We start from the raw sequence: 22,658 nt of genomic DNA on the forward strand, positions 1-22,658 counted from the left end.
GATCAAAAAATAGCTTCTTTGATTCTTTGAATTTCATCTCTTAAGTCGGCGGCCTTTTCAAATTCTAAATCTGTGGCATGTTGTTTCATTTGTTTTTCAAGTTTCTTCAGTAAAGTACCCAATTCTTTGGCTTTTTTACCGGCATATGAAGATTGACCCTCGGCAATTTTAACCATTTGCTTGGTATCATTTTGTTCATAGGCGTCTTGCAGGTCATGAATTTTACGCACCACGGATTTTGGTGTAATACCATGTTTGCTGTTGTGGTCGATTTGCTTTTGGCGACGGCGTTCGGTTTCTCCAATGGCAGTTTCCATGGCGTTGGTAATTTTGTCACCATAAAGGATGGCTTTACCATTGAGGTTTCGACTGGCACGTCCAATGGTTTGAATCAGCGCGCTGGTTGAACGTAAGAATCCTTGTTTGTCAGCATCCAATATGGCCACCAATGAAACCTCAGGCATGTCTAAACCTTCGCGCAATAAATTGATGCCCACCAAAACATCGAACACACCTTTGCGTAAATCTCTGATGATTTCAACCCGTTCAACGGTTTCTATTTCAGAATGTAAATAACGAACCCTTATGCCTTTGTCGGCTAAATAATCGGTTAAATCTTCACTCATTCGCTTGGTTAAAGTTGTGACCAGCACACGCTCTTCCAATTGAACTCGCTTGTGAATTTCTGACAACAAGTCATCCACCTGGGTGCCCACCGGTCTGACTTCTATGGTTGGGTCAATCAAACCAGTGGGTCTGACAATCTGCTCCGCGACCTGAGCCTGGTTGGCTGCCTCATATTTGCTTGGTGTAGCTGATACAAACACCATGCGTGGTGTTCTTGCTTCCCACTCTTCAAACTTCAGTGGCCGATTATCCAATGCACAGGGCAACCTAAAGCCAAAGCGAACTAAGTTTTCTTTTCTTGATCGATCACCTTTATACATAGCACCAATTTGTGGAATGGTCACATGTGATTCATCAACCACCAACAAAGCGTCGCTGGGCAAATAGTCAAATAAGCAGGGTGGTGGGTGGCCTACTGGCAATCCAGTGAGGTGCCTTGAATAGTTTTCAATGCCTTGACAGTAACCCAATTCTTGCATCATCTCTAGATCATACATGGTGCGTTGCTCCAACCGTTGAGCTTCAACCAAGCGATTTTCATCATACAGTACTTTTAAGCGGTCTTTGAGTTCTTCTCGAATGTGGCCAATGGCATTCAAAATGCGTTCCCGAGGTGTGGCATAGTGTGATGTCGGAAATATATTGATGTTTTGTTCGCTGCTGATTTTTTTGCCTGTCAGCGGGTCGAAAAAACTCAATGATTCAATTTCATCATCAAACAATTCAATCCGAACGGCCGCTTTTTCCGAGTCAGCTGGGAAGACATCTATCACCTCACCACGAACACGAAATGAACTTCGTTCCAGAATGATGTCATTGCGGTTGTATTGTAGTTCAGCCAAACGACGGAGTAGGGTGCGTTGGTCTATGGTGTCTCCAACGTTCAATGAAATTAACATCTGTAAGTAAGATTGAGGGTCACCCAAGCCATAAATGGCAGAAACTGTGGCAATGATGATGACGTCCTTGCGTTCCATCAATGACTTGGTCGCTGACAGTCGCATTTGTTCGATGTATTCGTTGATCGATGCGTCTTTCTCAATGTACAAGTCTGTGGCTGGGATATAAGCTTCTGGTTGGTAATAATCATAGTAGGAAACAAAGTATTCAACCGCGTTGTCAGGAAAAAATTCCTTGAATTCAGAATACAATTGTGCAGCCAATGTTTTGTTATGAGCCATGACGATGGTGGTTTTTTGCACCTGATTAATCATGTGAGCAATGGTAAAAGTTTTACCAGATCCTGTGACTCCTAACAGTGTTTGTGCTTTGAGCCCATCTTCAAATCCCTGAACCAGTTTTTTGATTGCTTGCGGTTGGTCACCTGCTGGTTCAAATGGACTTTTGATTTTGAATGGCTTGGATTTTTTCTTGATTTGTAGGTTAATGGTTTCCATGGGGAGTATGATAACTTAATAGTTTTAATCGGTGAAGCAGTGTGTGGTGTTTAGCGCATGAATATTTTGTATAGAATAAACCATAAAAAATGATTTTTTATAAATGTTGAAAATTACCTGAAATTTCCCAATTAATTGGGTCAAAATAGCAGGTAGTAAAGAAAAAGGTTGCCATCTCGGGGCAGTCTTTTAAGATAGGCTGTTTTTATCATTAGAACAGCGATTATGAGTGAATTTGTATCTGATTTAGTGAAGCGTGTTAAGCCCTCAGCGACCATTGCTGTCAGCATGAAAGCGGCTGAACTTAAACGAGCCGGCAAAGATGTGATTGGATTGGGCGCTGGAGAACCTGATTTTGACACGCCTGATCACATCAAAAAAGCAGCCATTGAAGCCATTCAACAAGGAAAAACCAAGTACACTGCAGTCGATGGGACTCCAGAGTTAAAACAAGCCATATTGGGTAAATTACTCAGAGAAAACCATGTCAGTTATCAAGCCAATGAAATTTTGGTTTCATGTGGTGCCAAACATTCAATCTCAAACTTGTTGTGTGCTGTTATTAACCCAGGTGATGAAGTGATCATTCCAACGCCGTATTGGGTGTCTTATCCTGATATGACGTTGTTGGCAGGTGGGAAGTCTGTACTAGTTGAAACAAACATTGATGCAGATTTTAAACTAACTGCTGATCAATTGAATCAAGCCATTACCAGCAAAACAAAACTGGTGATGTTGAATTCACCCAGTAACCCTACGGGCAAAGCCTATACACAAGCTGAATTGGTGGCCATTGGTGAAGTGATTTTAGCTCACCCTAAAGTATTGATTGCAACAGATGATATTTATGAACACATCTATTGGGGCCAAGAACCGTTGGTTAATTTGGTGGCTTTGTTTCCAGCTTTGAAAGACCGGGTGATCATCATCAATGGTGTCTCAAAAGCCTATGCCATGACGGGTTGGCGAATTGGTTTTGCTGCTGGCAATGCCGAAATCATTACAGCCATGCGAAAAGTACAATCACAAAGTACTTCAAATCCATGTTCTATTTCACAAGCAGCCGCAACAGCCGCCTACAATGGACCACAAGATTGTTTGATGGTAATGAAAACCGCTTTTAAAGAACGCCATGACTATTTGGTTTCAGCGTTGAATGACTTACCTGGTGTCAAGTGCTCAGCTGGTAATGGTGCCTTTTATGCCTTTCCAGATGTCTCGGCTTTGGTAAAACAAATAGACGGTGTACATGATGACGTTGAACTGTCGACTTGGTTGCTAGAAAATGCAGGTGTGGCAGTGGTTCCAGGAACGCCTTTTGGTGCACCAGGATATGTTCGCCTGTCTTTTGCAACTTCAATCGATGTTTTAAAGGATGCCATCAATCGCATTGCTTGTGCTGTAAAACCTCATTTTGCATAAAGAGAATTGTTTATGAATTACCGCATCATAGTTCATTATGCAGAACTGGCTTTGAAAGGAAAAAACAGAAGCGATTTTGTCAAAAGATTACGAATCAATATCAGGCGAAAATTAAGGTCCTTGGGTTATGAGTGGGATGTGCTTTCTATTCACGATCGTATATTCGTAGAAGCTGGTAATGTGGCTTCCGATCAAGCAGATCAAGTGGTTAAGGAAGTGGCTCGAATTCCAGGCATTGCGTGGCTCAGTTATGTACATTGGTTTGCTGAAAAACAATATCGATTTTTGCAGGCAGAACCTGACATGAAACCGATTCATGATTTAATCAAAGAAATGGCGGTTCAAACTTATCAAAAGGGCAAGTCTTTTGCGTTGAAAGTCAAACGCAGTGACAAAAATTTTCGCATACCGTCAAGGCAACTTTCAATTGACTTGGCGAAATCAATCGTTGATAACAGCGAATGGCAAGATGTTGATTTACAACATGCCGATCAATTTTTTTATGTGAATATATCATCAAGAGGAATTTCAGTTCATACCAACAAAATCATCGGCAGTGGTGGCTTACCGGTCTCTTCGACTGGTCGGGTTTTGACTTTACTGTCTGGCGGCTTTGACTCTCCTGTTGCTGCTTGGTTAATGGCCAATCGAGGTTGTAATGTTGATTTCGTCCACTTTTCTGCCAGTCACCATCAATTGAAGGATGTTGAAGATTATAAAATTTCAAGAATTGTCAAAAAAATCAGTGAAATCACTGGACGTGCAAAGTTATATATTGTGCCTTATACACACTTTGATATGGCTTTATTGGAGCATGATTTGGCTTATGATTTGATCTTATTCAGGCGATTTATGGCCAGGGTTGCAGAACGAATCATGCTTAAAGACAATTCACAAGCTTTGGTGACAGGGGATAACTTAGGTCAAGTGGCCTCGCAAACACTGGAAAATATCAATTCCATGAATCAGGCCATAACCACGCCCATTCTTAGGCCATTAATCACTTATAACAAAGAGCAAATTATTGATATATCTAAGCAATTGGATTTATTTGATGTTTGTTGTGAACCTTATAAAGATTGCTGTGCCTTAATCAGTAAAAGCCCCAAAACAAAATCCAAAACTGAATTATTAAGCAAGTTGGAAACCAGCTTTTTGGCGAATTATGAAGCGTTGATTTCTGATACTTTGAGTGAAATGACTGAAGTGGTTTATAACTTTGGTCATCTGGAGCATAAAATACATGTCAACGAGTGACTTTAATGTCCGTTTCATTCAAGCTGATGATAATGCTGAGGTCAAGACACTGGTACAAAACACCTTGGCTGAATTTGGCTTGGTAGGTGCTGGTTATGCAGGTGTTGATGATGAATTGAATGACATGTACCAGTCATATTCTGATGATTTAAGTGCTTATTATGTGATTGTGTCAGCTGACAAAATCTATGGTGTTGGCGGCTTTGCTCCGTTGACTGGTACTGAGCGTGGGACGATTGCTGAATTAAGAAAAATGTATTTTTTGCCCAGCTTAAGAGGCCAGGGTATGGGACAACAATTGATTCAATTATGTCTCAAAGAAGCCACAAAATTGAATTATAAATCAATGTATTTGGAAACAGTACCAAAGATGAAAGCCGCCCAAGCTTTGTATCTTAAAAATGGATTTGAATATTTAGAGCAACGACTAGGAAACACAGGGCACAGTAATTGTGGAGTTCATATGCTGAGGAAGTTAAATGACTAAGAAAACAGGCATATTATGTCTTTTGATTTTTGTGACGGTGTTGCTCATTAACTGCAGCAATCAACTGTCAGTTCAAAATAAATCATATGAGTTTCCAGTGAGATTACCTCATGCAGTATCCAACAATGCCGTTGCTTATCTACAGCTGGATGGCCAGGATCAGTTTTATACCTTCAATGGTTTGCACCGCGGGAAATCATACACTGACATCAGCAATCATGCATTTGTTTGGAAAAAAGGCCAGTGGCAAACCATGATGGTACCAGAACAACAATTACCCGTTTTGGCCTCAACCGCTGTGGCAGTTAATGGTTCAGTTTATTTGTTTGGCGGGTATACGGTTGCTGCCGATCACAGTGAAAAATCGATCCCCAATGTATGGCGAATTGATGGAATAAACGACCAATGGTATGCAATGCCAGTAATGCCTGTTCCTGTTGATGATGCAGTTGCTGTGGTTTATCAAAACCGTTATATTTATTTAATCAGCGGATGGCATGATGTGGATAATGTAGACCTGGTTCAGGTATTTGATACCAAAGCGTTGACTTGGCAACAAGCGACACCATTTCCTTTACCCGCTGTATTTGGCCATGCCGGTGGAATAGTTGGCCGTAAAATATTGATTTGTGATGGTGTAAAAGTACTGAAAACTTCAAATAAAAAGCAGTTTTTACCATCCCCAGCTTGCGCAATGGGTACCATAGATGACCAGGATCCCACTGTCATTGACTGGGAACAAATTCCGCATCACAGTGGAACGGCTTATTACAGAATGGCTGCAGGAAGTCATGCGTCCACTGAAATCCATTTTGTCGGTGGCAGTGACAATCCATATAATTACGATGGCATCGGCTACAATGAAGTCCCATCTAAACCAAGTAATGGATGGCGGGTTTATGACGTCATAACTAAGACATGGAAAGTTAACAATCATGATCAATCCGCTTCTATGGACCACCGGGCTTTATTGAACAGTCCACATGGTTTTGTCATTTTAGGTGGCATGATAGAAAATCAGCTGGTTACTGATCAAATTATTTATCACAAAAAACAAAAGTTGAACTGATTTTATGAAATTCATTTATTTGGCAATTTTATTGCTGTTTATTGCCCCTTCGCTACAAGGGCGTGAAGTTACTTTTCAAAAAGGTGAGGGTCCATGGATTGTCTTGGCACACTATCAAAATAAGCAGGAAGTATTGGACCTGAAACCGTATTTTGATTTTTGGAAAATAGATGAAAAAAATAAGACAGTATTGATGTTGGTTGATGATTGGTCTGAATACCAAGCTTTGTTAAACCAAGGTTTCACCCTTGAAATGCATCAAAAATTAATGGAACAGCAATTTCAGTTAAAGTCCAAAAGCACACAAGGAATCAAAACCATCGATAACTTTCCCTGCTACCGAACAGTGTCTGAAACCTATGCAGCAATGAGTGACATGAATGTCAATTTTCCTGATTTAGTCAGTTTAGTGGACATTGGCGACAGCTGGCACAAAACGGAACCTGGTGGTTTGGCTGGCTATGACATGCAAGTTGTTAAAATCACCAATGAAATGAATGCAGTGATGAATAAACCGATACTTTATGCGATGGGATCAATTCATTCACGTGAATACCCGCCTGCAGAATTGGTGACTCGATTTGCGGAGCATTTACTCTCGGCTTATGGTGTCGATGCTGATGTAACGTGGTTGCTTGACTACCATGAAATTCATCTTTTGTTACAAGGCAACCCAGATGGCAGGGTCATTTCAGAAACACAAAGTTCACCCAATCAACGAAAAAATCGCAATGAAAACCATTGTTTTGCTGGCAACCAACAAGGTGTTGATATGAATCGAAATTTTGGTTTTAAGTGGAGTGATGGTGTTTGTTCTGGTGGCTGTTCAAGTGGCAATTCTTGTAGCACGGTTTTTCGTGGCAGTTTTGCAGTGAGTGAACCAGAAACCATTGCCATTAATAATTACATACAAACCTTGTTTCCTGATGAACGTGAGGATGACATCAATGACCCTGCACCTTTGAATAAACCAGGTGTTTATTTAGACATTCATAATGTGGCTGAATTAACTTTGTTTCCATGGGGCTATTCCGATGATTTGCCGCAAGCACCCAACCATGATCAGTTGCAAACTTTGGCCAGAAAGATGTCATTTTATACAGGTTACCGACCTGAGCAATCCAACTCATCATTAGGCGGCGCTGACGGTGCGTCTGATGACAATGCATATGGAACCTTAGGGGTTGCTGCATTTACCATAGAATTGGGAGAAGGTGGGTTTTATTCCAGTTGCAATGCATTTGACAACACCATTTGGCCAGATAATTTACCTGCTTTAATCTATGCAGCCAAAGCATCAAGAATGCCATATGTGTTGGCCTCAGGTCCCGATGTGATCGACCTTCCTCAGTCGGCCATACAAATTCCAATAGGACAAACGATTGAGCTTTCGGGAACAGCGACTGATTTAAGGTTTAACAATGGTGCTGCCAGCACTGGTAATGAACCTACCCAAAATATCACTGCAGTTAAAGCATACATCACAACGCCATCTTGGCAGACCGGGGCTATCGCCATCGATATGACTGCCACTGATGGCAGTTTTAATAATACGGAAGAAGGATTCACCGGATCAATTGACTCATCTGGTTTGTCTGAAGGTCGACATACCGTTTGGTTTGAAGCCACGGATGCTTCAGGAATCACGGGTGTTCCTTATGCTATTTTTGTTGATGCCATCGATCCCGCAAATATTGGAACATTATCTGGTGTGGTGCGTGATGCCAGTGATTCTACCCTGATCGCCGGAGCAAATCTGATTTTTGATGGTATGGCTACCACATCTGATAACAGTGGTGTATATAACTTTGAAACCACCGCTACCAACGGTGATTTAACCATTAATAAATTAGGTTATGTAACCCAAACAGTTGCTTCGGTAGGAGTTTTTGCTGGAAAAACAACGACTCAAAATATTTATTTAGAACCTTCTTGTGAAATCCAAGTGTTGAATAACGACATTGAAACATTCAATCAAATCAGTGATGGCGGATGGTCTTTGATCACTGGAGATGGACCCAATGATTGGCGGATTGACTCGGGAGATGACCATACCTTGGGTAATGGTAAAGCTTATGTTTCAACTGATGTGAGCGAAGTTACAGACAAAAGTTTGGTGTCTCCTCAGTTGTTGTTGGCAGATTCTTCTGAATTGACATTCTGGCATAAACATCAATTTGAAGGCGGTAATTCTTTCTATGATGGTGGTGTGGTAGAAATCAAAGTCGTCGGGAGCTCAGTTTGGCAAGACCTTGGTGGCGCGATGATCCAAAATGGATACAACGGTACCTTATCGGGAGGCTCCAGTCAGCCGTTAGGTGCTGTATCGGCTTTCGTTGGTTCATTAGGTACTTTTACAGAGGTCAAAGTTGACTTGTCCGCTTATAACAACCAGAGTGTTAATGTCAGATGGCGAATGGGTACTGATTCTTCAGTAAGTGCTGGTGATTGGAAAATTGATGACATCAGGATTGCTGCTGCTGGCGAATGTCCAAATCCCAATGACATTATATTTATAGATGGATTCGAAGCATGAAGAAGGTGTGTTTGCCCGTTATGTATCAATTATTTTTAACTGCATTACTGATTCATGTTGGTTATTCATCGTTGGCTACTGAAGTCAATAAACTCAATGATTTTCAAGTATATTCAATTCAATCAAGCTATCCCATTGAACCCTCTGGATTAACTTTAAAAGAAGGTCAATTATTCACGGTTTGTGATGATGCCAATGTGATATTTAAGCTTAACTTTTTATCAGGCAGTATTGTAGAAGCAGAGGAACATGAAAAACTGGATGTGACTCAAATTGCAGCTTTGGCATTGGATTTAGAAGGTATTACCATGGTTGACAATGATTTTTTTGTGGCCAGTGAAACCCATCACAAATTAGTCAGCGTAAAAGAGGGGCAACTGAAGTGGGTACCAGATTTTGGTGGAGTCTATGCAGATGCGTTCAAAGCAGGTTTGTTTCAAATTTATAATGCCGGAATTGAATCGGTGGTTTATTTAGGAAACCAAACGTTTTTGTTATCGGTTGAAAGACAGCCCAGAGGCCTGATTGAAGTTCAATTTGATGAATCTTTCAGTCAAATTGTGAAACAAACCAATCAAGTTTTTGATGACAGTGCGCATTCACTTGAATCAGACCGGAAGCCGGATTTAACGGGTTTGTTTCTACACAATGGTGTCATCTATGCAATACACAGAAATGCATATATCATTCATGAGTTGCTGAAGGATGAAAAAGGATTGTATCGAGAAGGCCAATCGTGGTCGTATGAACACATTGTAAAACATCCGGACAATGCATTTCAGGACATGCAGTTCGGGCATGCCGAAGGATTGGCCGTTGATGACGATAACTTTTACCTTATTTTTGATAACAACAAAAATCCAAAATTAAAAAATCCAAATGACATCAGACCTTTATTGGTCATTGCTAAACGTAAATGATTGAACAGAAATTATATTGTCTGATTTAATGAATGGTTTTTGAATCTGATGTTTAGGTCTGATTTGGATTTTGAAATCTTCACGACTCAATAAATCTAAACTGTGGCTCTGAACCTGCCATTCAAGTTCTTGGTCGGCGCTGATTTCTAAAATCAACTTGATTTGCTTTTTGCCGTCAAAATAATATTGTAATAAGCGATCACCAGACTTAAGTTGCATCGGCTCAGAAAGCGCAGTATGTCTACCTTCAATGCTGAAATGGTGAACTGAAATATTATTGTTGGTGAAAATTTCTAAAATTTCAGATTCAGAGTTAACAGTGATGTTGACTTCAATTTTCAATCTTTCATTGCTGGAAAGTAGATTCCTGGCAGTGATTTTTATGTCGTCGATTGGAATGGCATTATTCAGAACTGTGAGGTTTCTGACAGGCTTTTTATAAAGCATACTGAATTCATTCAGGTCTTGTGGAGCAGAAGGTCGGTCAAATAGGTTGTTATTCCATCCGGAATTAACCACATCATAATTAAAATAATATCCGATTTTATTGTCTTGATCATAAAGGTAAGAAAGACTCGTTGGGTGCGGGTTTTCCGCACTGACAGTTGGCTGTTGCGTTAAATGCCATGTTAAATAAAGCAGAGGCAAGCTGACCAGTAATATGACATAGCGGGTTTTTCCGTAATGACCAATCATTGGCGTAAATAAGCCGAGTATAAGCGTTAAAAATACAGCAGTCATCGGAATCGCTTTGATGCCCAGTGCAATGGGTAAGTTTACAATCAAAGTTCCCAGTAATAAAAAGCCACAAACGGCAAAAATAGCAGCAAAGTCATCAGCCAGTTTGGGTTGGTGGTGTTGAATAGACAACAGCAAGACTGACAATAAAACCGGCCAAACTAAAAAGCCGCTGCCTGGCATAAAATAAACCATAGGAAGTAAAATCAACAACCACAGGCAAATGTTCATTATTGAACTGCTCAGTTCTCTTGTACTTTTAAATTTTGAGAACACCGTCATTGTTATGAATCCAGAACTGATCAGTAATGCTGCCATGATTTGATGGCCAGAATAAGGAAATCCTTGCAAGATGTCTTTGAATTCAGGTTGTAAATAATAAAGGGCTTTTAACAACAGCCAACACCAACCAAAACTGAGGAAAGCGGCAATGATTATAGGCATCACACCCTTAATTATTGACAGAACACTCAGTTTTTTATGCCTTATGATTTTGGCAAGCAATAACATGAAAGTCACACCTATCAAAGCCATTAATAGCCAAGTGACCCATATTGGGTAATAAATAAGTCCAATTTGAGGCAGTGTGAAGTAAACCATGGATTCATTGGATTTTATTTGACTCAGGTCTGCATTCGAAAAATGCTTTACCATGCTGTGGATTTGAAATGTTTGATGGGCTAAGGTGTTGAGCGATAGATTTTTTAAATTGTCTCTGCGTGTGTGGTAGTTGAAATGATCATCTATGAATGCGAAATTAAAACCATTGATTTTAGCCATTTGATTGAACGGCGTTAGGTCTGTATCATTGGGCAGCATTTTATAAATTTCATAATGCAATGATGTGGTTACTGGCAAAGGTACATCTGCATTTGCAAAGCCCTCTACCATCGCTCGATTACCACCATCTGTTTCTGGCCACATCATACTTGGACCACTGGTACCTCTGGCTTCGAGATTGATAATCAATCCAATGTTGTGATTCTGAAGTTGTTCATTGATAAAAGCCCGGGCTCCCAGTAATCCAATTTCTTCGGCATCTGTAAACAGCACAACTATGTCATTTTCCAAGTCTTTTTTATTTTTCAATAACGCGTTGACAACTTCAAGTATGACAGCCACACCACTGGCATCATCGCCAGCCCCGGTGCCAGAAAATTTGGCCGCATCATAATGCGCTAATAATAACAGCGTTTGACGTTCCTCTGAGCTGGTTCTTGAATGTGTGGCAATGATGTTCCTGATTGGAGCCGCTCTTTTGTTCTTTGGGTTGAAGTATGTGGTCTTTTGAGTTGAAACATCCATTCCCATGACTTGTAGCTGTCTTACCAAATAGCGTTTGACATCGTCATGATAGTAATCACCAACGGCACGAGGGCCTTTGGTTATCTTATCAATGTGTTTAACAACATTTTCAAAGAACACACCATCGTAATACAAATCATCAGGTGTGTTAGAAGGATAACTGATCTGATAACTGCCCCAGGAAATGACGGCAAACAAAGCCATATAGAATGCATTTTTAAGCATAATGCGAATTAATAATTATCATTGAAAACAATATCATAACCCAATGTCAGTTGGTGAATGTGTTTTCAATGATGAATTAATTTGCTATACCATTAATTTCTGATGATTCTTGCACCCAATTGATTCATTTTTTCTTCGATGGCTTCATAGCCTCGATCAATATAATGAATGTCATGAACATCGGTATTGCCTCTGGCTGCTAAACCAGCCAATACCAAGGACGCAGAAGCGCGTAAATCAGTTGCTGTGACAGGTGCTCCGCTGAGTTGTTTTACGCCTTTAATGACCGCTTGGTTGCCTTCTACATGTATATTTGCCCCCATTCTATTCAACTCTTCAACATGCATAAAACGGTTTTCAAACAGGGTTTCAGTAATATGACTGGTGCCATCGGCAATGGCGTTTAAAGCGCAAAATTGAGCTTGCATGTCGGTAGGGAAGGCAGGATGAGGAGCTGTTCTGATATTTACTGGGTTGGGTCTTTTACCTTGCATGTTCAAAGTCACACTGTTTTCTGTGGTGGATATTTGAGCCCCAGCTTCCGTCAATTTATCAAAAACGGCATCCAAATCATCATTACAGCTGTTGTTGATGGTGATTGATCCACCTGTAATGGCGGCGGCAACCAAAAATGTGCCAATTTCAATGCGATCTGGCATCACAGCATGATGGGTGCCCTTGAGGTGATCTTTCCCTTGGATGTATATTTTTGAGGTTCCTTCACCTCGAATTTCAGCACCCATGGCTTTTAGGTACTTGGCCAAATCGACCACTTCAGGTTCGATGGCAGCATTTTCAATCAATGTCTCCCCTTGGGCCAAAGTGGCGGCGATCATTATATTTTCAGTACCAGTCACAGTGACTTTTTCCATCACAATTCGGTTGCCTATGAGGCGATCGCATGTTGCCAAAATATAACCATCTTCAACGTCTATTTTGGCACCCATGGCTTGCAGTCCTTTGATGTGTAAATCGACAGGTCGAGCGCCAATAGGACAACCACCAGGCAAAGACACTTTAGCACGTCCATAACGTGCTACCAATGGGCCTAATGCCAAAATAGAAGCGCGCATGGTTTTCACTGTTTCATAGGGTGCTGTTTGATTGCTGAGGTGGTCGGTACAGATGGTGATATCTGAATGATGGTCTACTGTTAATTTGGCACCCATTTGAACCAACAATTCATTCATAGTGGTCACGTCATGTAAATGAGGCACATGCTGGATGTGCGATTCTCCTTGCCCGACTATGGTTGCAGCCAAGATGGGTAAAACTGCATTTTTAGCACCAGAGGCTTGAATGGTGCCATTGATTACATGGCCACCAGTTATGGTTATTTTATTCATGCTTAATTTTTGTTGTCCTGTGATTGTTGATTGAGGATTTGGTATTCTTCAGGTGTCATGGCTTTGATGCTCAAGGCATGAATGTCAGCCACCATATGATCCCCCAGCGCTTGATAAATAAGTCGATGTCTTTTTATTTTCATTAATCCTTCAAATTCAGATGAAACCACCAATGTCTCGTAATGACGTTGATCTTCACCGTATACTTCAATGTGGTCACATTTTATGTGTGTCGATAGTAACTTTTTAACTTCGTTGGGGTGCATGAATTGTAATGTTTTGTTTGTTGAGTGCGCATTATCTTGTAAAATAGTACGTTTATAAAGTGGTTGTGTATAAATAATTGCAATCATTGACCAATTTACGGAAAAAACTATTATATGTTTGAATCATTGATTTATTTAGTGGTCGGTCTTGTCTTGCTCATTTTTGCCGCTGATAAGTTTGTCTTGGGTGCTGCTTCAACAGCTAAACACATGGGTGTGTCTACCATGTTAGTGGGCTTGATTATTGTCGGTTTTGGTACCTCAGCACCAGAAATGGTGGTTTCAGCCATAGCTTCATTCAAAGGCAATTCAGGGTTGGCGCTGGGAAATGCGGTAGGCTCAAATATCACCAACATTGCACTGGTACTTGGTACCGGTTTGTTGATAGTTCCGATGAGTATTAAATCTCAAACCATCAAAAGAGAAATGCCTATATTGTTACTGGTCACCTTGTTGGTATTGTTTTTATTGATGGATTTAAAGTTGTCCTTTTCTGATGGCATGATCATGATCATTTCGATGTTGGTTGTGACAGGGTTCCTTACTGTGATTGGAATCAAAGGTGATCACGATGAATTCAGTGATGAAATTGAAGCAGAATTTGATCTAGATATCAGTTTGAAAAAGGCAGTTATTTTATTGATTTTTGGTATTTTGGTTTTACCAGTTGCCTCTCAACTGATGGTAATTGGTGCCACTGATATTGCGGCAGAATTTGGTGTCTCTGACATGGTTATAGGACTTACCATAGTGGCATTGGGCACATCATTACCTGAATTGGCGGCGACAGTTGCCAGTGCGCTGAAAAAAGAGCATGATTTGGCCATTGGTAATATTGTTGGATCCAATATGTTTAATCTATTGGGTGTGATCGGCATTTCAGGGTTAATCAGAGAGTACGAATTCACTGCTCACTTTATTCAGTATGATTATTTTTATATGCTGGTATTAACTGTGTTTTTATTTTTGGCTTCAGTTTATTTTGTGTTGAAAGACCAATTCATATCTCGTGTTATCGGTGTGATATTGGTGCTTTTGTACATCACTTATATGGTGTGGCTGTATGTGAGCAAAAGTATATGAAAAAATTTTCTTCGTCTGACATTGTTCGCTTAAGTCATCAGGTCTTTGACGTTGAGTTGAATGGATTGAAACAATTAAAGCAACGCGTTGGTGATGAGTTTGTAGCTGCCATCGAATTAATCATGGCCTGCAAAGGGCATGTGGTTGTGATTGGAATGGGTAAATCAGGTCATATAGGCAATAAAATCTCTGCTACATTGGCTTCAACGGGAACGCCTGCATTTTTTGTTCACCCAGGAGAGGCCAGCCATGGTGACTTGGGAATGATTACTTCGGGTGATTTGATTTTGGCCATTTCTAATTCTGGCGAAACCGAAGAGGTGTTGACCATCTTGCCATTGATTAAACGCATGGGAGCTAAATTGATTTCTATGACAGGCAAGCCCAATTCTAACTTGGCCAAAAATTCAAATGTTCATTTAGATATCTCGGTTACTGAAGAAGCTTGTCCGCTGGGGTTGGCGCCTACAGCAAGTACCACGGCGACTTTAGTCATGGGTGATGCATTGGCTGTGACCTTACTAGAGATGCGTGGTTTTACCAAAGAAGATTTTGCGATGTCGCATCCTGCCGGTTCTCTGGGTAAAAAATTATTGCTCGGTATCGAAGATGTGATGCGTACGGGTGAAGATATACCGCGAGTACCGTTGAATGCTGATTTTGCTATGGCCTTGTTGGAAATGAACCAAAAGGGCTTGGGCATGACTGCAGTTGTGCATAACAATGGTCAAGTGGCCGGCGTTTTTACTGACGGTGATTTGAGACGGACATTGGATGATCTGGCAGACCTCAAAGAAAAGACCATGGTAGACCTGGCAACGCCCAACCCTGTATTAATCCATTATAAGAAAATGGCGGTTGAAGCTGCACAAATCATGGAAGCATACAAAATACACTCATTGTTGGTGGTCAACGATGATGAAATACTGGTAGGGGCTTTAAATATTCATGATTTATTAAGGGCGGGGGTGGTTTGATGTTATTCAGTGAGGAAATTTTGCAACTTGCAGCAAAAATAAAACTGGTTATTTTTGATGTGGATGGTGTCTTGACCGATGGAGGTCTTTACTTTACAGATGATGGGCGAGAAATCAAAAAATTCAATGTAAAGGATGGTTTGGGTATATCCATTTTAGTGAAAAAAGGCATTGAAGTGGCTGTCATCACCGGCAGGAATTCTGTCATTGTGGCAGATAGAATGAAATCTTTAGGGGTTAATCATGTCTACCAAGGTAGAATGAATAAATTAGAAACCTATGAAAACCTGAAAATGGCGCTACACATTACAGACGAAGAAGTTGCTTTTGTTGGTGATGATGTCATTGATTTACCCGTGATGAATCGCTGTGCATTATCAGCAGCAGTGGCTGATGCCCATGATGAAGTTTTGGCAAAAGCGCGTCTGGTATTAAGCAAGAATGGTGGGATGGGGGCTGCCCGAGAATTGTGTGACTTGATTATGCAAGCCAAAGGCATTGTCCATGATTTTTCTTCCGTTAAACAGTGATGCTTGAAAAAAGCAGGTTGACACAATTGTTGATTTTTGGCATTTTGGCCATCGTCAGTTATGCCATATATAATAAATATTATGCGCCAGAATCTGATACAGAATATGAACCGTTTACCAAAGGGTATTCATTGGAAGGTGTGATAATCAGAAACAGTAATGAATCAGGTGAAATAACCAGTACCATTGAATCACCTTCAATGATTCATTATGCCGACACCGAATTGTCTGAGATAAAATCACCCAAATACACCATGCACCAAAGTGACGGTGACTGGGTGTTTACATCGGTTGTTGGAGAAATTAATAAAGGGCAAACAACCATTTATTTTCCAGAGTTGGTGGATTTATCGTTTGACTCTGAATCAACTGAAGCTGTGGCCATTCAAACCAGTCAATTAACAATCGATTTGAATGAAAAGACAGGAGTTACGGACAGTAAAATATCCATAAAAAGACCTGGTTTGTTTTTAACAGGATTGGGGTCAGTGATCAATTTCACTGATCAAAGTATTGAAATATTAGAAGATATGTATGCAGAATTTGAAAATTAATTTATGTTTAGTGATGGTCTTGATGTCAGGGGCGGTATTTGCTTTAACCAGTGACCGCAAGGCCAAAATAGTCATTGAAGGTCCGGGTTGTGTCAGTAAGCTCAAACTTGATCAGACTGAATGCAAGAAAGGATTGAAAATTGTACAAGGGTCCATGATTATTAAATCCACCTATGGGATGATTCATCATAAAAACAAAGGCGTTGAAAATATTTTGATGAAAGGTGATCAGGTCTACATGGAACAAATGATGGATGATAAAGACAAAATGGTCATCAGGGCCAATGAAGTTGATTATCGCAAAGCTGATGAAAAAGTATATTTAAAAGGCAATGTCAGTATCACCAGTTCTATTGGGGTCACAACTGGTGAAGAAATTGAATTCAACTTACTGACTCAAGAAATCACTGCCAAGGGTGAAGAAGCCACCCAACAATTTAGAATGGAAATAGATCAAAACAATGATTGAAGCCATTGATATTGCTAAAACTTACCAAAAGCGACAAGTCATCTCCTCAGTCTCTTTTAAGCTCAATCAAGGAGAGGTGGTTGGCTTATTAGGTCCAAATGGGGCAGGTAAAACCACTTGTTTTTATATGGTGGTGGGTTTGATTCCAGTCGATGGTGGTCGCGTTGAAATTGACTCTGTGGATGCTTCCAAGTTGGGTATGCATGAAAGGTCAAAACTGGGTGTTGGCTACTTACCTCAAGAAGCCTCAATCTTTCGGAAACTTACGGTTAAAGACAACATCATGGCGGTGTTAGAGTTAAGGAAAGACCTCAGTCGTTCAGAGAAAAACAACCGATGTTTGGAACTCTTAGAGGAGTTGAATGTTGAGCATGTCAAAAATCAATTGGGAATCAGTTTGTCAGGTGGTGAGAGGAGAAGGGTAGAGATAGCCAGGTCATTGGCCATGGAGCCGAAGTATATATTACTTGATGAACCATTTGCTGGTGTAGACCCTGTTTCCGTGATTGATATACAAAAAATTGTTTACCATTTAAAGAGCAAAAACATTGGTGTATTGATTACTGATCACAATGTACGTGAAACTTTAGGTATTTGTGACAGGGCTTATATTTTAAATGCAGGAACCACATTGAAAGAAGGCACACCGGAACAAATCATCAGTGACCCAGATGTCAGAAAAGTTTACTTAGGAAAAGATTTTTCGATGTAATTTAGCAGGATAAATGTTGTAATGATTCCTATATTTCTGTATATTAATAATAAAGAGAATCATGAAATTTAAAACCACAAATCAATTTCTTTATCCCCTAAAATCAGCGTTCTACTCATGCGTCAAACAGTTTTCAAATTTTAACTCAACCCAGCCCCCATCACATTGTTTACCTGATGCTTTTGCATGGCATGAATTCGATTCAACCAAGCATGAGAATCTATTCAATTTAAAATTAATTTGTTTTTCCATTAACTTGAACTTTTTGTTCAAAAAATGAGGTGTTAAAAATATGCAATTAACCATTACCGGTCACCAGTTGGATGTTACAGATCCTATCAGAGAGTACATTGAAACTAAATTTGAACGAATAAAAAGACATTTTGACCAGGTGTTGAATGTACATGTCATCATCAGCGTGGAGAAAGTAAGACACAAGTCTGAAGCCACAATGCATATTGGGGGCAAAGATTTTTTTGCAGACTCTACTGAAGACCATTTATACAAGTCGATTGATTTATTGGTTGATAAACTAGATAAACAAATCAGACGACATAAAGATAAAATGACCAACCATCATAATGATGAAGCCATACGGATGAATCAGGCCAGCTATTAAAATTAAACTACTATAGTAGAAATAAGGCTTAACTATTTGATGTTAGGCCTTTTTATTTGATATGAAAATAATTGATATATTAGAAGAAGATAAAATTATTCTTAACCATCATTTTATCAGTAAGAAACGGTTGTTTGAAACAATGGCTGGATTATTGGGTGATGACAGTCATGAATCGTTGAAAATTTATCATGCCATGGTTGAAAGGGAAAAATTAGGCAATACATCCTTGGGCAACGGTGTGGCAGTACCTCATGGGAGGTGTTTGAGTGACAATGAAATTAAAGCCTGTGTCATTCAGATGTCACAATCAGCTGACTATGAAGCGATTGATGATGTACCAGTTGATGTTGTGCTTGGAATTGCGTTTCCTAAAGAAACGAATAAAAGTCACCATGTTTTAATGAAAGATACAGCGAGGTTATTCCGACAACATAGGTTGTATAAAAATATATTAAATGCTAAAAGTAAAGAGCAGGTCATTGAGGAAATTTTAGTGGGATTTCAGTTATGCAACAATTGGTCGTAGTCACAGGACTTTCAGGTGCAGGAAAAACAGTGGTTCTCAGGTCACTTGAGGACATGGAGTTTTATTGTGTGGATAACATGCCCATCAATATGTTGCCGCAATTGGTTCAACACATCAACTCTGATCCGGAATTTTATCCTAAAGTGGCTGTTGGTATTGATGTAAGAAGTAACAATCAATCATTGGATGAATTTGATTATTTGGTATCAGGTATTGACCAATCTCAGATCATCACCAAAGTACTGTATTTATCGGCTGATGAGAAAACCATTTTAAAAAGGTACAATGAGACCAGAAGGAGGCACCCTTTATCGACTCATTTAAATAGTTACAGTTTGACAGAAGCCATCAGCATTGAAAATGAATTGATGTCTCCTATCAGGCAGCAATCAGATCTAGTCATTGATACAACTCAACTCAAGGCGCAGCAATTAAAACAGCAAATTTGGCAAATAATGAGCCAGCCAAATGAACATGTTTCAGTCATTATCAAATCATTTGCTTTTAAGAGAGGGGTACCATTTGATGCCGATTTTGTGTTCGATGCCAGGTGCTTGCCAAACCCTTATTGGTTGCCTGAGTTAAGAACGTTAACAGGCAAAGATGTGGCGGTACAAAAATATTTATCAACAGAAGAATCAGTCAAAGATTATTTGAAAGACCTGTCTTATTTTTGTAAAAAATGGATTAAACAATTTGAAGCCAATGACAGGAGTTACATCACAATTGCCATTGGTTGCACGGGTGGTCAGCATCGATCAGTTTACTTGGTTGAAGCCTTACATGAAATACTACAAAGTAAATCAATTAAGAACATGAAACAACACCGAGAACTCGATTGAATTTATAAAGATATGCTTTCATGTTCTAAGTCGTTTGTTCTATTCTTTGATAAAACTCAAAAGCAATGTTGTATTCAGGGTTTTGATCTGAAATAGGCAGTCGTGTGGTTCTGGTGTTTTGCCATAATTCCCAATCAACGTTAGGGAAATATGTGTCACCTTCAAATTCATGATCAATTCTGGTCAATATCATGTGACTTGCCTGAGGCATCAATAGTTCATATAGGGTGCTGCCACCAATAACCATGACCTCATCATCTAATATTTTGTTGTCTATGTTGTTGATGATATCAAAGCCAGGCTTAGAAAAGACTTTATTTCGACTCAAAACAATGTTTCTTCTGTTGGGTAATGGAAATGGCAGAGATTCACAGGTCTTTCTACCCATTAATATGGTTTTGCCCAATGTTTGTTGTTTGAAAAAATTCAGATCTACAGGGAGGTGCCAAGGTAAGCGGTTGTTTTTACCAATTAATCCGTTGGTGTCCATGGCAGCTATCAGTGTTATGTTCTTCATACGGCCACTTTTCCCTTGATGTGAGGGTGTGCCTGGTAATTAATCAATTCAAAATCATCAAATTTAAAATCAAACAAATTGTCAACATCAGGGTTCATAGTTATTTGTGGTAATTCATAAGTAGACCTTGAGAGTTGTTCGTTGACTTGATCTATGTGATTTGAATATATGTGGGCATCACCAAAGGTATGTACAAAATCGCCAGCTTCATAACCGCATACTTGAGCCATCATTTGAGTGAATAAGGCATAGGAAGCGATATTAAAAGGGACGCCTAGAAACACATCGGCACTTCGTTGGTACAGTTGGCATGACAGCTTGCCATCTGCTACATAAAATTGAAATAAACAATGACAGGGTGGTAATGCCATGTTTTCAACATCAGCAACATTCCATGCACTGACGATGTGACGCCTTGAGTCAGGGTTGTTTTTTAACTGGTCAATCAGCAGTGTGATTTGATCAATGCTTGTGCCATCTGGTTTTGGCCATGACCGCCATTGATGTCCATAAACCGGACCTAAGTCTCCATTGTCGTCAGCCCATTCATCCCAAATTCGAACCCCATTGTCTTTAAGGTATTTGATATTGGTGTCACCTGAAATAAACCACAGCAATTCATGTATGATTGATTTTAAATGCAATTTTTTGGTGGTCAGCATGGGAAATCCTTTTTGCAAATCAAAACGCATTTGATAGCCAAATATACTTAAAGTACCTGTCCCTGTCCGGTCCATTTTTTTATGGCCATTGGTTAATATGTTTTGGGCAAAATCAAGATACTGTTGCATAAAAAAAACCTTGTTATAAAAGGATAATTATAACAAGGTTTAATGTAGGGATAATTTTTTATATTATGCAGTCAGCAATTTTTGTACGATGTTTCTGCTGTTGAAACTAAGTAGGATTTCATTGACGTCAATATTAACGGAATCAACTTTTAGTGCACCGGTAATACAGGGTCTTTCTTTATTAGAGAAGATGGCTTTTTTAGATAAATCCACAAACTTAGGTTTGTCTAATGTTTGGTCAGTAGAATCACGTAAAAGCAACACTTCTGGTTTCAGTCTCTTTTCTTTGTTGTGTGAAAGTACCAGTCCTGTTGAACCGTCTGAAAGTTGCACCAAAGTACCTGCAGGGTACAGACCAATGGCCTGAATAAATTCATCAACTAATTTTGCACTGAATAATTTGTTGCGTTCCTTATACAGCCACTCCATGGCTTGAGAGGGTGTATGAACCGTACCATAAGGTTTTTTACTGGTCATTGCGTCAAATGTATCAACGATGCCTGCTATTTGACCGAAAGCAGGAATTTCATCACCGACTAAACCATATGGATAACCACTGCCGTCAAATCGTTCATGATGTGTCTCTGCTATGGTTAAGATGTTGTGATCGATGCTTGAGTCAGAGGCCAATAGTTCTACACCTAACTCAACGTGAGATTCAAATAATTTCTTTTCTTCAGGTGTATAGTCGCCTTTTTTCTCTAGCAATTTGCGATTGATTTTGGTTTTACCAATGTCTGCCAACAATACGCCAGAAACCAAAATTTCTAATTGTTGTTCAGCGATGCCTAAATGTCTGCCGAAGACTGCAGCTAAAATGCCAGATCTCAATGAATGGCCATATACATATTTTCCTTGTTCTTTCAGTTGAGTTAACCATACCAGCGTGTTTGGGTTTCTGATAACTGAATTAACAACCTGTGTGGCTACTTGCTTGGTTTTCTTGATGTCCAAGCCTTTACCAACTCTTAGATTAAAGCTGGTTTCTTCAATGGCGCTGTTTAAATCCAACATCAAGTTATGAGCGGCACTGAATTCTGATTTGATGGGTTTTAGTGTAGGGGTGTAGTAATCGTGGTTTACTATGAGTGGTCTCACACGACTGCGAAATCTCTTTTTGTTGTCAGCCTTTCTTAATAAGGGTGATGGTTTTGAAATGTCAGGATTTGAATTTAAGGTTTTGCCCTTAACTACATCTATATACACATGTTCGCAAAACGCTTGCAAATCTTTGATTTCATTATTTGAACGAATGTAAAAGCCTTGAAATGGAAATGGTGTGTCTAACCATGAACGATCAAGTTTGCACACGTACATGCCCACCTTCAAAAACTTAACCGAAACTTTTTCTTTTTCTATATTCATTTTGAACTCAAACTATTATTGTTATATATACCCACTGTTAATAATAACATGAATATATTACGATTTAGGTGATGA

Annotated in this window: 22 protein-coding genes; 15 read left to right on the forward strand and 7 right to left on the reverse strand. The window is 39.7% G+C overall.

All coding sequences use genetic code 11. The features are described 5' to 3' along the window. Positions 1-2: 2 nt before the first annotated feature. Positions 3-2,024 carry an excinuclease ABC subunit UvrB gene (uvrB, locus tag CCS90_RS10675; protein WP_099019551.1) on the reverse strand — a complete coding sequence of 674 codons (2,022 nt, stop codon included), beginning with the start codon at positions 2,022-2,024 and terminating at the stop codon, positions 3-5. 225 nt (positions 2,025-2,249) lie between these two features. Between uvrB and CCS90_RS10680 the strand changes: the two genes are divergently transcribed. The 6 genes from CCS90_RS10680 to CCS90_RS10705 are packed head-to-tail and all read left to right on the forward strand — an operon-like array spanning position 2,250 to position 9,715. Beyond that, positions 2,250-3,446 carry a pyridoxal phosphate-dependent aminotransferase gene (locus CCS90_RS10680; protein WP_099019552.1) on the forward strand — a complete coding sequence of 399 codons (1,197 nt, stop codon included), beginning with the start codon at positions 2,250-2,252 and terminating at the stop codon, positions 3,444-3,446. A 12-nt stretch (positions 3,447-3,458) separates the two neighbouring features. Next, entirely contained in the window at positions 3,459-4,703 is a 1,245-nt protein-coding gene (gene thiI / locus CCS90_RS10685) for a tRNA uracil 4-sulfurtransferase ThiI (protein WP_099019553.1), read from the forward strand. Continuing rightward, positions 4,690-5,190 carry a GNAT family N-acetyltransferase gene (locus tag CCS90_RS10690; protein ID WP_099019554.1) on the forward strand — a complete coding sequence of 167 codons (501 nt, stop codon included), beginning with the start codon at positions 4,690-4,692 and terminating at the stop codon, positions 5,188-5,190. The genes thiI and CCS90_RS10690 overlap by 14 nt, the downstream gene beginning before the upstream one ends. Next, positions 5,183-6,259 (forward strand): Kelch repeat-containing protein, encoded by a 1,077-nt coding sequence (locus CCS90_RS10695; protein WP_099019555.1) that lies wholly within the window; start codon positions 5,183-5,185, stop codon positions 6,257-6,259. Before CCS90_RS10690 ends, CCS90_RS10695 begins: the two co-directional genes overlap by 8 nt. 4 nt (positions 6,260-6,263) lie before the next feature. Continuing rightward, positions 6,264-8,795 (forward strand): M14 family zinc carboxypeptidase, encoded by a 2,532-nt coding sequence (locus tag CCS90_RS10700; protein ID WP_099019556.1) that lies wholly within the window; start codon positions 6,264-6,266, stop codon positions 8,793-8,795. Continuing rightward, positions 8,792-9,715: an SdiA-regulated domain-containing protein gene (locus tag CCS90_RS10705; RefSeq protein WP_099019557.1), complete on the forward strand. Its 924-nt coding sequence runs from the start codon at positions 8,792-8,794 to the stop codon at positions 9,713-9,715. The genes CCS90_RS10700 and CCS90_RS10705 overlap by 4 nt, the downstream gene beginning before the upstream one ends. Here the strand turns inward: CCS90_RS10705 and CCS90_RS10710 are convergent. The 3 genes from CCS90_RS10710 to CCS90_RS10720 all read right to left on the reverse strand — a co-directional run bounded on the left by CCS90_RS10710 (position 9,689) and on the right by CCS90_RS10720 (position 13,595). Then, positions 9,689-11,983: a M20/M25/M40 family metallo-hydrolase gene (locus CCS90_RS10710; RefSeq protein WP_099019558.1), complete on the reverse strand. Its 2,295-nt coding sequence runs from the start codon at positions 11,981-11,983 to the stop codon at positions 9,689-9,691. The two genes, CCS90_RS10705 and CCS90_RS10710, sit on opposite strands and share 27 nt — an antisense overlap. A gap of 92 nt (positions 11,984-12,075) precedes the next feature. Continuing rightward, positions 12,076-13,329, reverse strand: a complete 1,254-nt coding sequence (gene murA, locus CCS90_RS10715; RefSeq protein WP_099019559.1) for a UDP-N-acetylglucosamine 1-carboxyvinyltransferase — start codon at positions 13,327-13,329, stop codon at positions 12,076-12,078. Between the two features lie 2 nt (positions 13,330-13,331). Then, the gene (locus CCS90_RS10720; RefSeq protein WP_099019728.1) at positions 13,332-13,595 is read right to left on the reverse strand and encodes a BolA family protein; all 264 of its coding nucleotides are present in this window, start codon (positions 13,593-13,595) and stop codon (positions 13,332-13,334) included. Between the two features lie 114 nt (positions 13,596-13,709). Between CCS90_RS10720 and CCS90_RS10725 the strand changes: the two genes are divergently transcribed. The 9 genes from CCS90_RS10725 to rapZ all read left to right on the forward strand — a co-directional run bounded on the left by CCS90_RS10725 (position 13,710) and on the right by rapZ (position 19,910). Next, complete coding sequence (locus tag CCS90_RS10725) at positions 13,710-14,678, forward strand: calcium/sodium antiporter (RefSeq protein ID WP_099019560.1); 969 nt, start codon at positions 13,710-13,712, stop codon at positions 14,676-14,678. After that, positions 14,675-15,655 carry a KpsF/GutQ family sugar-phosphate isomerase gene (locus CCS90_RS10730; protein WP_099019561.1) on the forward strand — a complete coding sequence of 327 codons (981 nt, stop codon included), beginning with the start codon at positions 14,675-14,677 and terminating at the stop codon, positions 15,653-15,655. The genes CCS90_RS10725 and CCS90_RS10730 overlap by 4 nt, the downstream gene beginning before the upstream one ends. Continuing rightward, positions 15,655-16,185 carry a 3-deoxy-manno-octulosonate-8-phosphatase KdsC gene (kdsC, locus tag CCS90_RS10735; RefSeq protein WP_099019562.1) on the forward strand — a complete coding sequence of 177 codons (531 nt, stop codon included), beginning with the start codon at positions 15,655-15,657 and terminating at the stop codon, positions 16,183-16,185. The genes CCS90_RS10730 and kdsC overlap by 1 nt, the downstream gene beginning before the upstream one ends. Beyond that, positions 16,185-16,739 (forward strand): LPS export ABC transporter periplasmic protein LptC, encoded by a 555-nt coding sequence (gene lptC, locus CCS90_RS10740; RefSeq protein ID WP_099019563.1) that lies wholly within the window; start codon positions 16,185-16,187, stop codon positions 16,737-16,739. The genes kdsC and lptC overlap by 1 nt, the downstream gene beginning before the upstream one ends. Further along, a complete protein-coding gene (locus CCS90_RS10745; RefSeq protein ID WP_099019564.1) occupies positions 16,720-17,208 on the forward strand; it encodes an LptA/OstA family protein in 489 nt (162 codons plus the stop codon). Before lptC ends, CCS90_RS10745 begins: the two co-directional genes overlap by 20 nt. Next, on the forward strand, positions 17,201-17,920 hold the full coding sequence (gene lptB, locus CCS90_RS10750) for an LPS export ABC transporter ATP-binding protein (RefSeq protein ID WP_099019565.1): 720 nt from the start codon (positions 17,201-17,203) through the stop codon (positions 17,918-17,920). The genes CCS90_RS10745 and lptB overlap by 8 nt, the downstream gene beginning before the upstream one ends. A 292-nt stretch (positions 17,921-18,212) precedes the next feature. Further along, positions 18,213-18,539 (forward strand): ribosome hibernation-promoting factor, HPF/YfiA family, encoded by a 327-nt coding sequence (gene hpf, locus CCS90_RS10760; protein ID WP_099019567.1) that lies wholly within the window; start codon positions 18,213-18,215, stop codon positions 18,537-18,539. A 61-nt stretch (positions 18,540-18,600) separates the two neighbouring features. After that, a complete protein-coding gene (locus CCS90_RS10765; RefSeq protein WP_099019568.1) occupies positions 18,601-19,068 on the forward strand; it encodes a PTS sugar transporter subunit IIA in 468 nt (155 codons plus the stop codon). Next, a complete protein-coding gene (gene rapZ / locus CCS90_RS10770; RefSeq protein ID WP_099019569.1) occupies positions 19,050-19,910 on the forward strand; it encodes an RNase adapter RapZ in 861 nt (286 codons plus the stop codon). Before CCS90_RS10765 ends, rapZ begins: the two co-directional genes overlap by 19 nt. 25 nt (positions 19,911-19,935) lie before the next feature. Here rapZ and CCS90_RS10775 read toward each other — a convergent pair whose 3' ends face one another. The 3 genes from CCS90_RS10775 to CCS90_RS10785 all read right to left on the reverse strand — a co-directional run bounded on the left by CCS90_RS10775 (position 19,936) and on the right by CCS90_RS10785 (position 22,583). Continuing rightward, positions 19,936-20,427 (reverse strand): dihydrofolate reductase, encoded by a 492-nt coding sequence (locus CCS90_RS10775; protein ID WP_099019570.1) that lies wholly within the window; start codon positions 20,425-20,427, stop codon positions 19,936-19,938. Then, positions 20,424-21,218 (reverse strand): thymidylate synthase, encoded by a 795-nt coding sequence (locus CCS90_RS10780; RefSeq protein WP_099019571.1) that lies wholly within the window; start codon positions 21,216-21,218, stop codon positions 20,424-20,426. Before CCS90_RS10780 ends, CCS90_RS10775 begins: the two co-directional genes overlap by 4 nt. Before the next feature lie 63 nt (positions 21,219-21,281). Beyond that, the gene (locus CCS90_RS10785) at positions 21,282-22,583 is read right to left on the reverse strand and encodes an HD-GYP domain-containing protein (RefSeq protein ID WP_099019572.1); all 1,302 of its coding nucleotides are present in this window, start codon (positions 22,581-22,583) and stop codon (positions 21,282-21,284) included. Positions 22,584-22,658: the final 75 nt, after the last annotated feature.

It is taken from the genome of Marinicella litoralis, assembly GCF_002591915.1.
In the GTDB taxonomy this organism is placed as follows: Bacteria; Pseudomonadota; Gammaproteobacteria; order Xanthomonadales; family Marinicellaceae; genus Marinicella; species Marinicella litoralis.

Excerpts from the sequence above, each read along its gene's own strand:
- CCS90_RS10745 (WP_099019564.1), top strand. The coding sequence starts at position 16,720 with ATGCAGAATTTGAAAATTAATTTATGTTTAGTGATGGTCTTGATGTCA.
- CCS90_RS10780 (WP_099019571.1), bottom strand. The coding sequence starts at position 21,218 with ATGCAACAGTATCTTGATTTTGCCCAAAACATATTAACCAATGGCCAT.
- thiI (WP_099019553.1), top strand. The coding sequence starts at position 3,459 with ATGAATTACCGCATCATAGTTCATTATGCAGAACTGGCTTTGAAAGGA.
- CCS90_RS10700 (WP_099019556.1), top strand. The coding sequence starts at position 6,264 with ATGAAATTCATTTATTTGGCAATTTTATTGCTGTTTATTGCCCCTTCG.
- CCS90_RS10695 (WP_099019555.1), top strand. The coding sequence starts at position 5,183 with ATGACTAAGAAAACAGGCATATTATGTCTTTTGATTTTTGTGACGGTG.
- CCS90_RS10725 (WP_099019560.1), top strand. The coding sequence starts at position 13,710 with ATGTTTGAATCATTGATTTATTTAGTGGTCGGTCTTGTCTTGCTCATT.
- CCS90_RS10730 (WP_099019561.1), top strand. The coding sequence starts at position 14,675 with ATGAAAAAATTTTCTTCGTCTGACATTGTTCGCTTAAGTCATCAGGTC.
- rapZ (WP_099019569.1), top strand. The coding sequence starts at position 19,050 with ATGCAACAATTGGTCGTAGTCACAGGACTTTCAGGTGCAGGAAAAACA.
- CCS90_RS10720 (WP_099019728.1), bottom strand. The coding sequence starts at position 13,595 with ATGCACCCCAACGAAGTTAAAAAGTTACTATCGACACACATAAAATGT.
- lptB (WP_099019565.1), top strand. The coding sequence starts at position 17,201 with ATGATTGAAGCCATTGATATTGCTAAAACTTACCAAAAGCGACAAGTC.
- CCS90_RS10765 (WP_099019568.1), top strand. The coding sequence starts at position 18,601 with ATGAAAATAATTGATATATTAGAAGAAGATAAAATTATTCTTAACCAT.
- CCS90_RS10680 (WP_099019552.1), top strand. The coding sequence starts at position 2,250 with ATGAGTGAATTTGTATCTGATTTAGTGAAGCGTGTTAAGCCCTCAGCG.
- CCS90_RS10710 (WP_099019558.1), bottom strand. The coding sequence starts at position 11,983 with ATGCTTAAAAATGCATTCTATATGGCTTTGTTTGCCGTCATTTCCTGG.
- CCS90_RS10690 (WP_099019554.1), top strand. The coding sequence starts at position 4,690 with ATGTCAACGAGTGACTTTAATGTCCGTTTCATTCAAGCTGATGATAAT.
- uvrB (WP_099019551.1), bottom strand. The coding sequence starts at position 2,024 with ATGGAAACCATTAACCTACAAATCAAGAAAAAATCCAAGCCATTCAAA.
- CCS90_RS10785 (WP_099019572.1), bottom strand. The coding sequence starts at position 22,583 with ATGAATATAGAAAAAGAAAAAGTTTCGGTTAAGTTTTTGAAGGTGGGC.
- CCS90_RS10705 (WP_099019557.1), top strand. The coding sequence starts at position 8,792 with ATGAAGAAGGTGTGTTTGCCCGTTATGTATCAATTATTTTTAACTGCA.
- CCS90_RS10775 (WP_099019570.1), bottom strand. The coding sequence starts at position 20,427 with ATGAAGAACATAACACTGATAGCTGCCATGGACACCAACGGATTAATT.
- murA (WP_099019559.1), bottom strand. The coding sequence starts at position 13,329 with ATGAATAAAATAACCATAACTGGTGGCCATGTAATCAATGGCACCATT.
- hpf (WP_099019567.1), top strand. The coding sequence starts at position 18,213 with ATGCAATTAACCATTACCGGTCACCAGTTGGATGTTACAGATCCTATC.
- kdsC (WP_099019562.1), top strand. The coding sequence starts at position 15,655 with ATGTTATTCAGTGAGGAAATTTTGCAACTTGCAGCAAAAATAAAACTG.
- lptC (WP_099019563.1), top strand. The coding sequence starts at position 16,185 with ATGCTTGAAAAAAGCAGGTTGACACAATTGTTGATTTTTGGCATTTTG.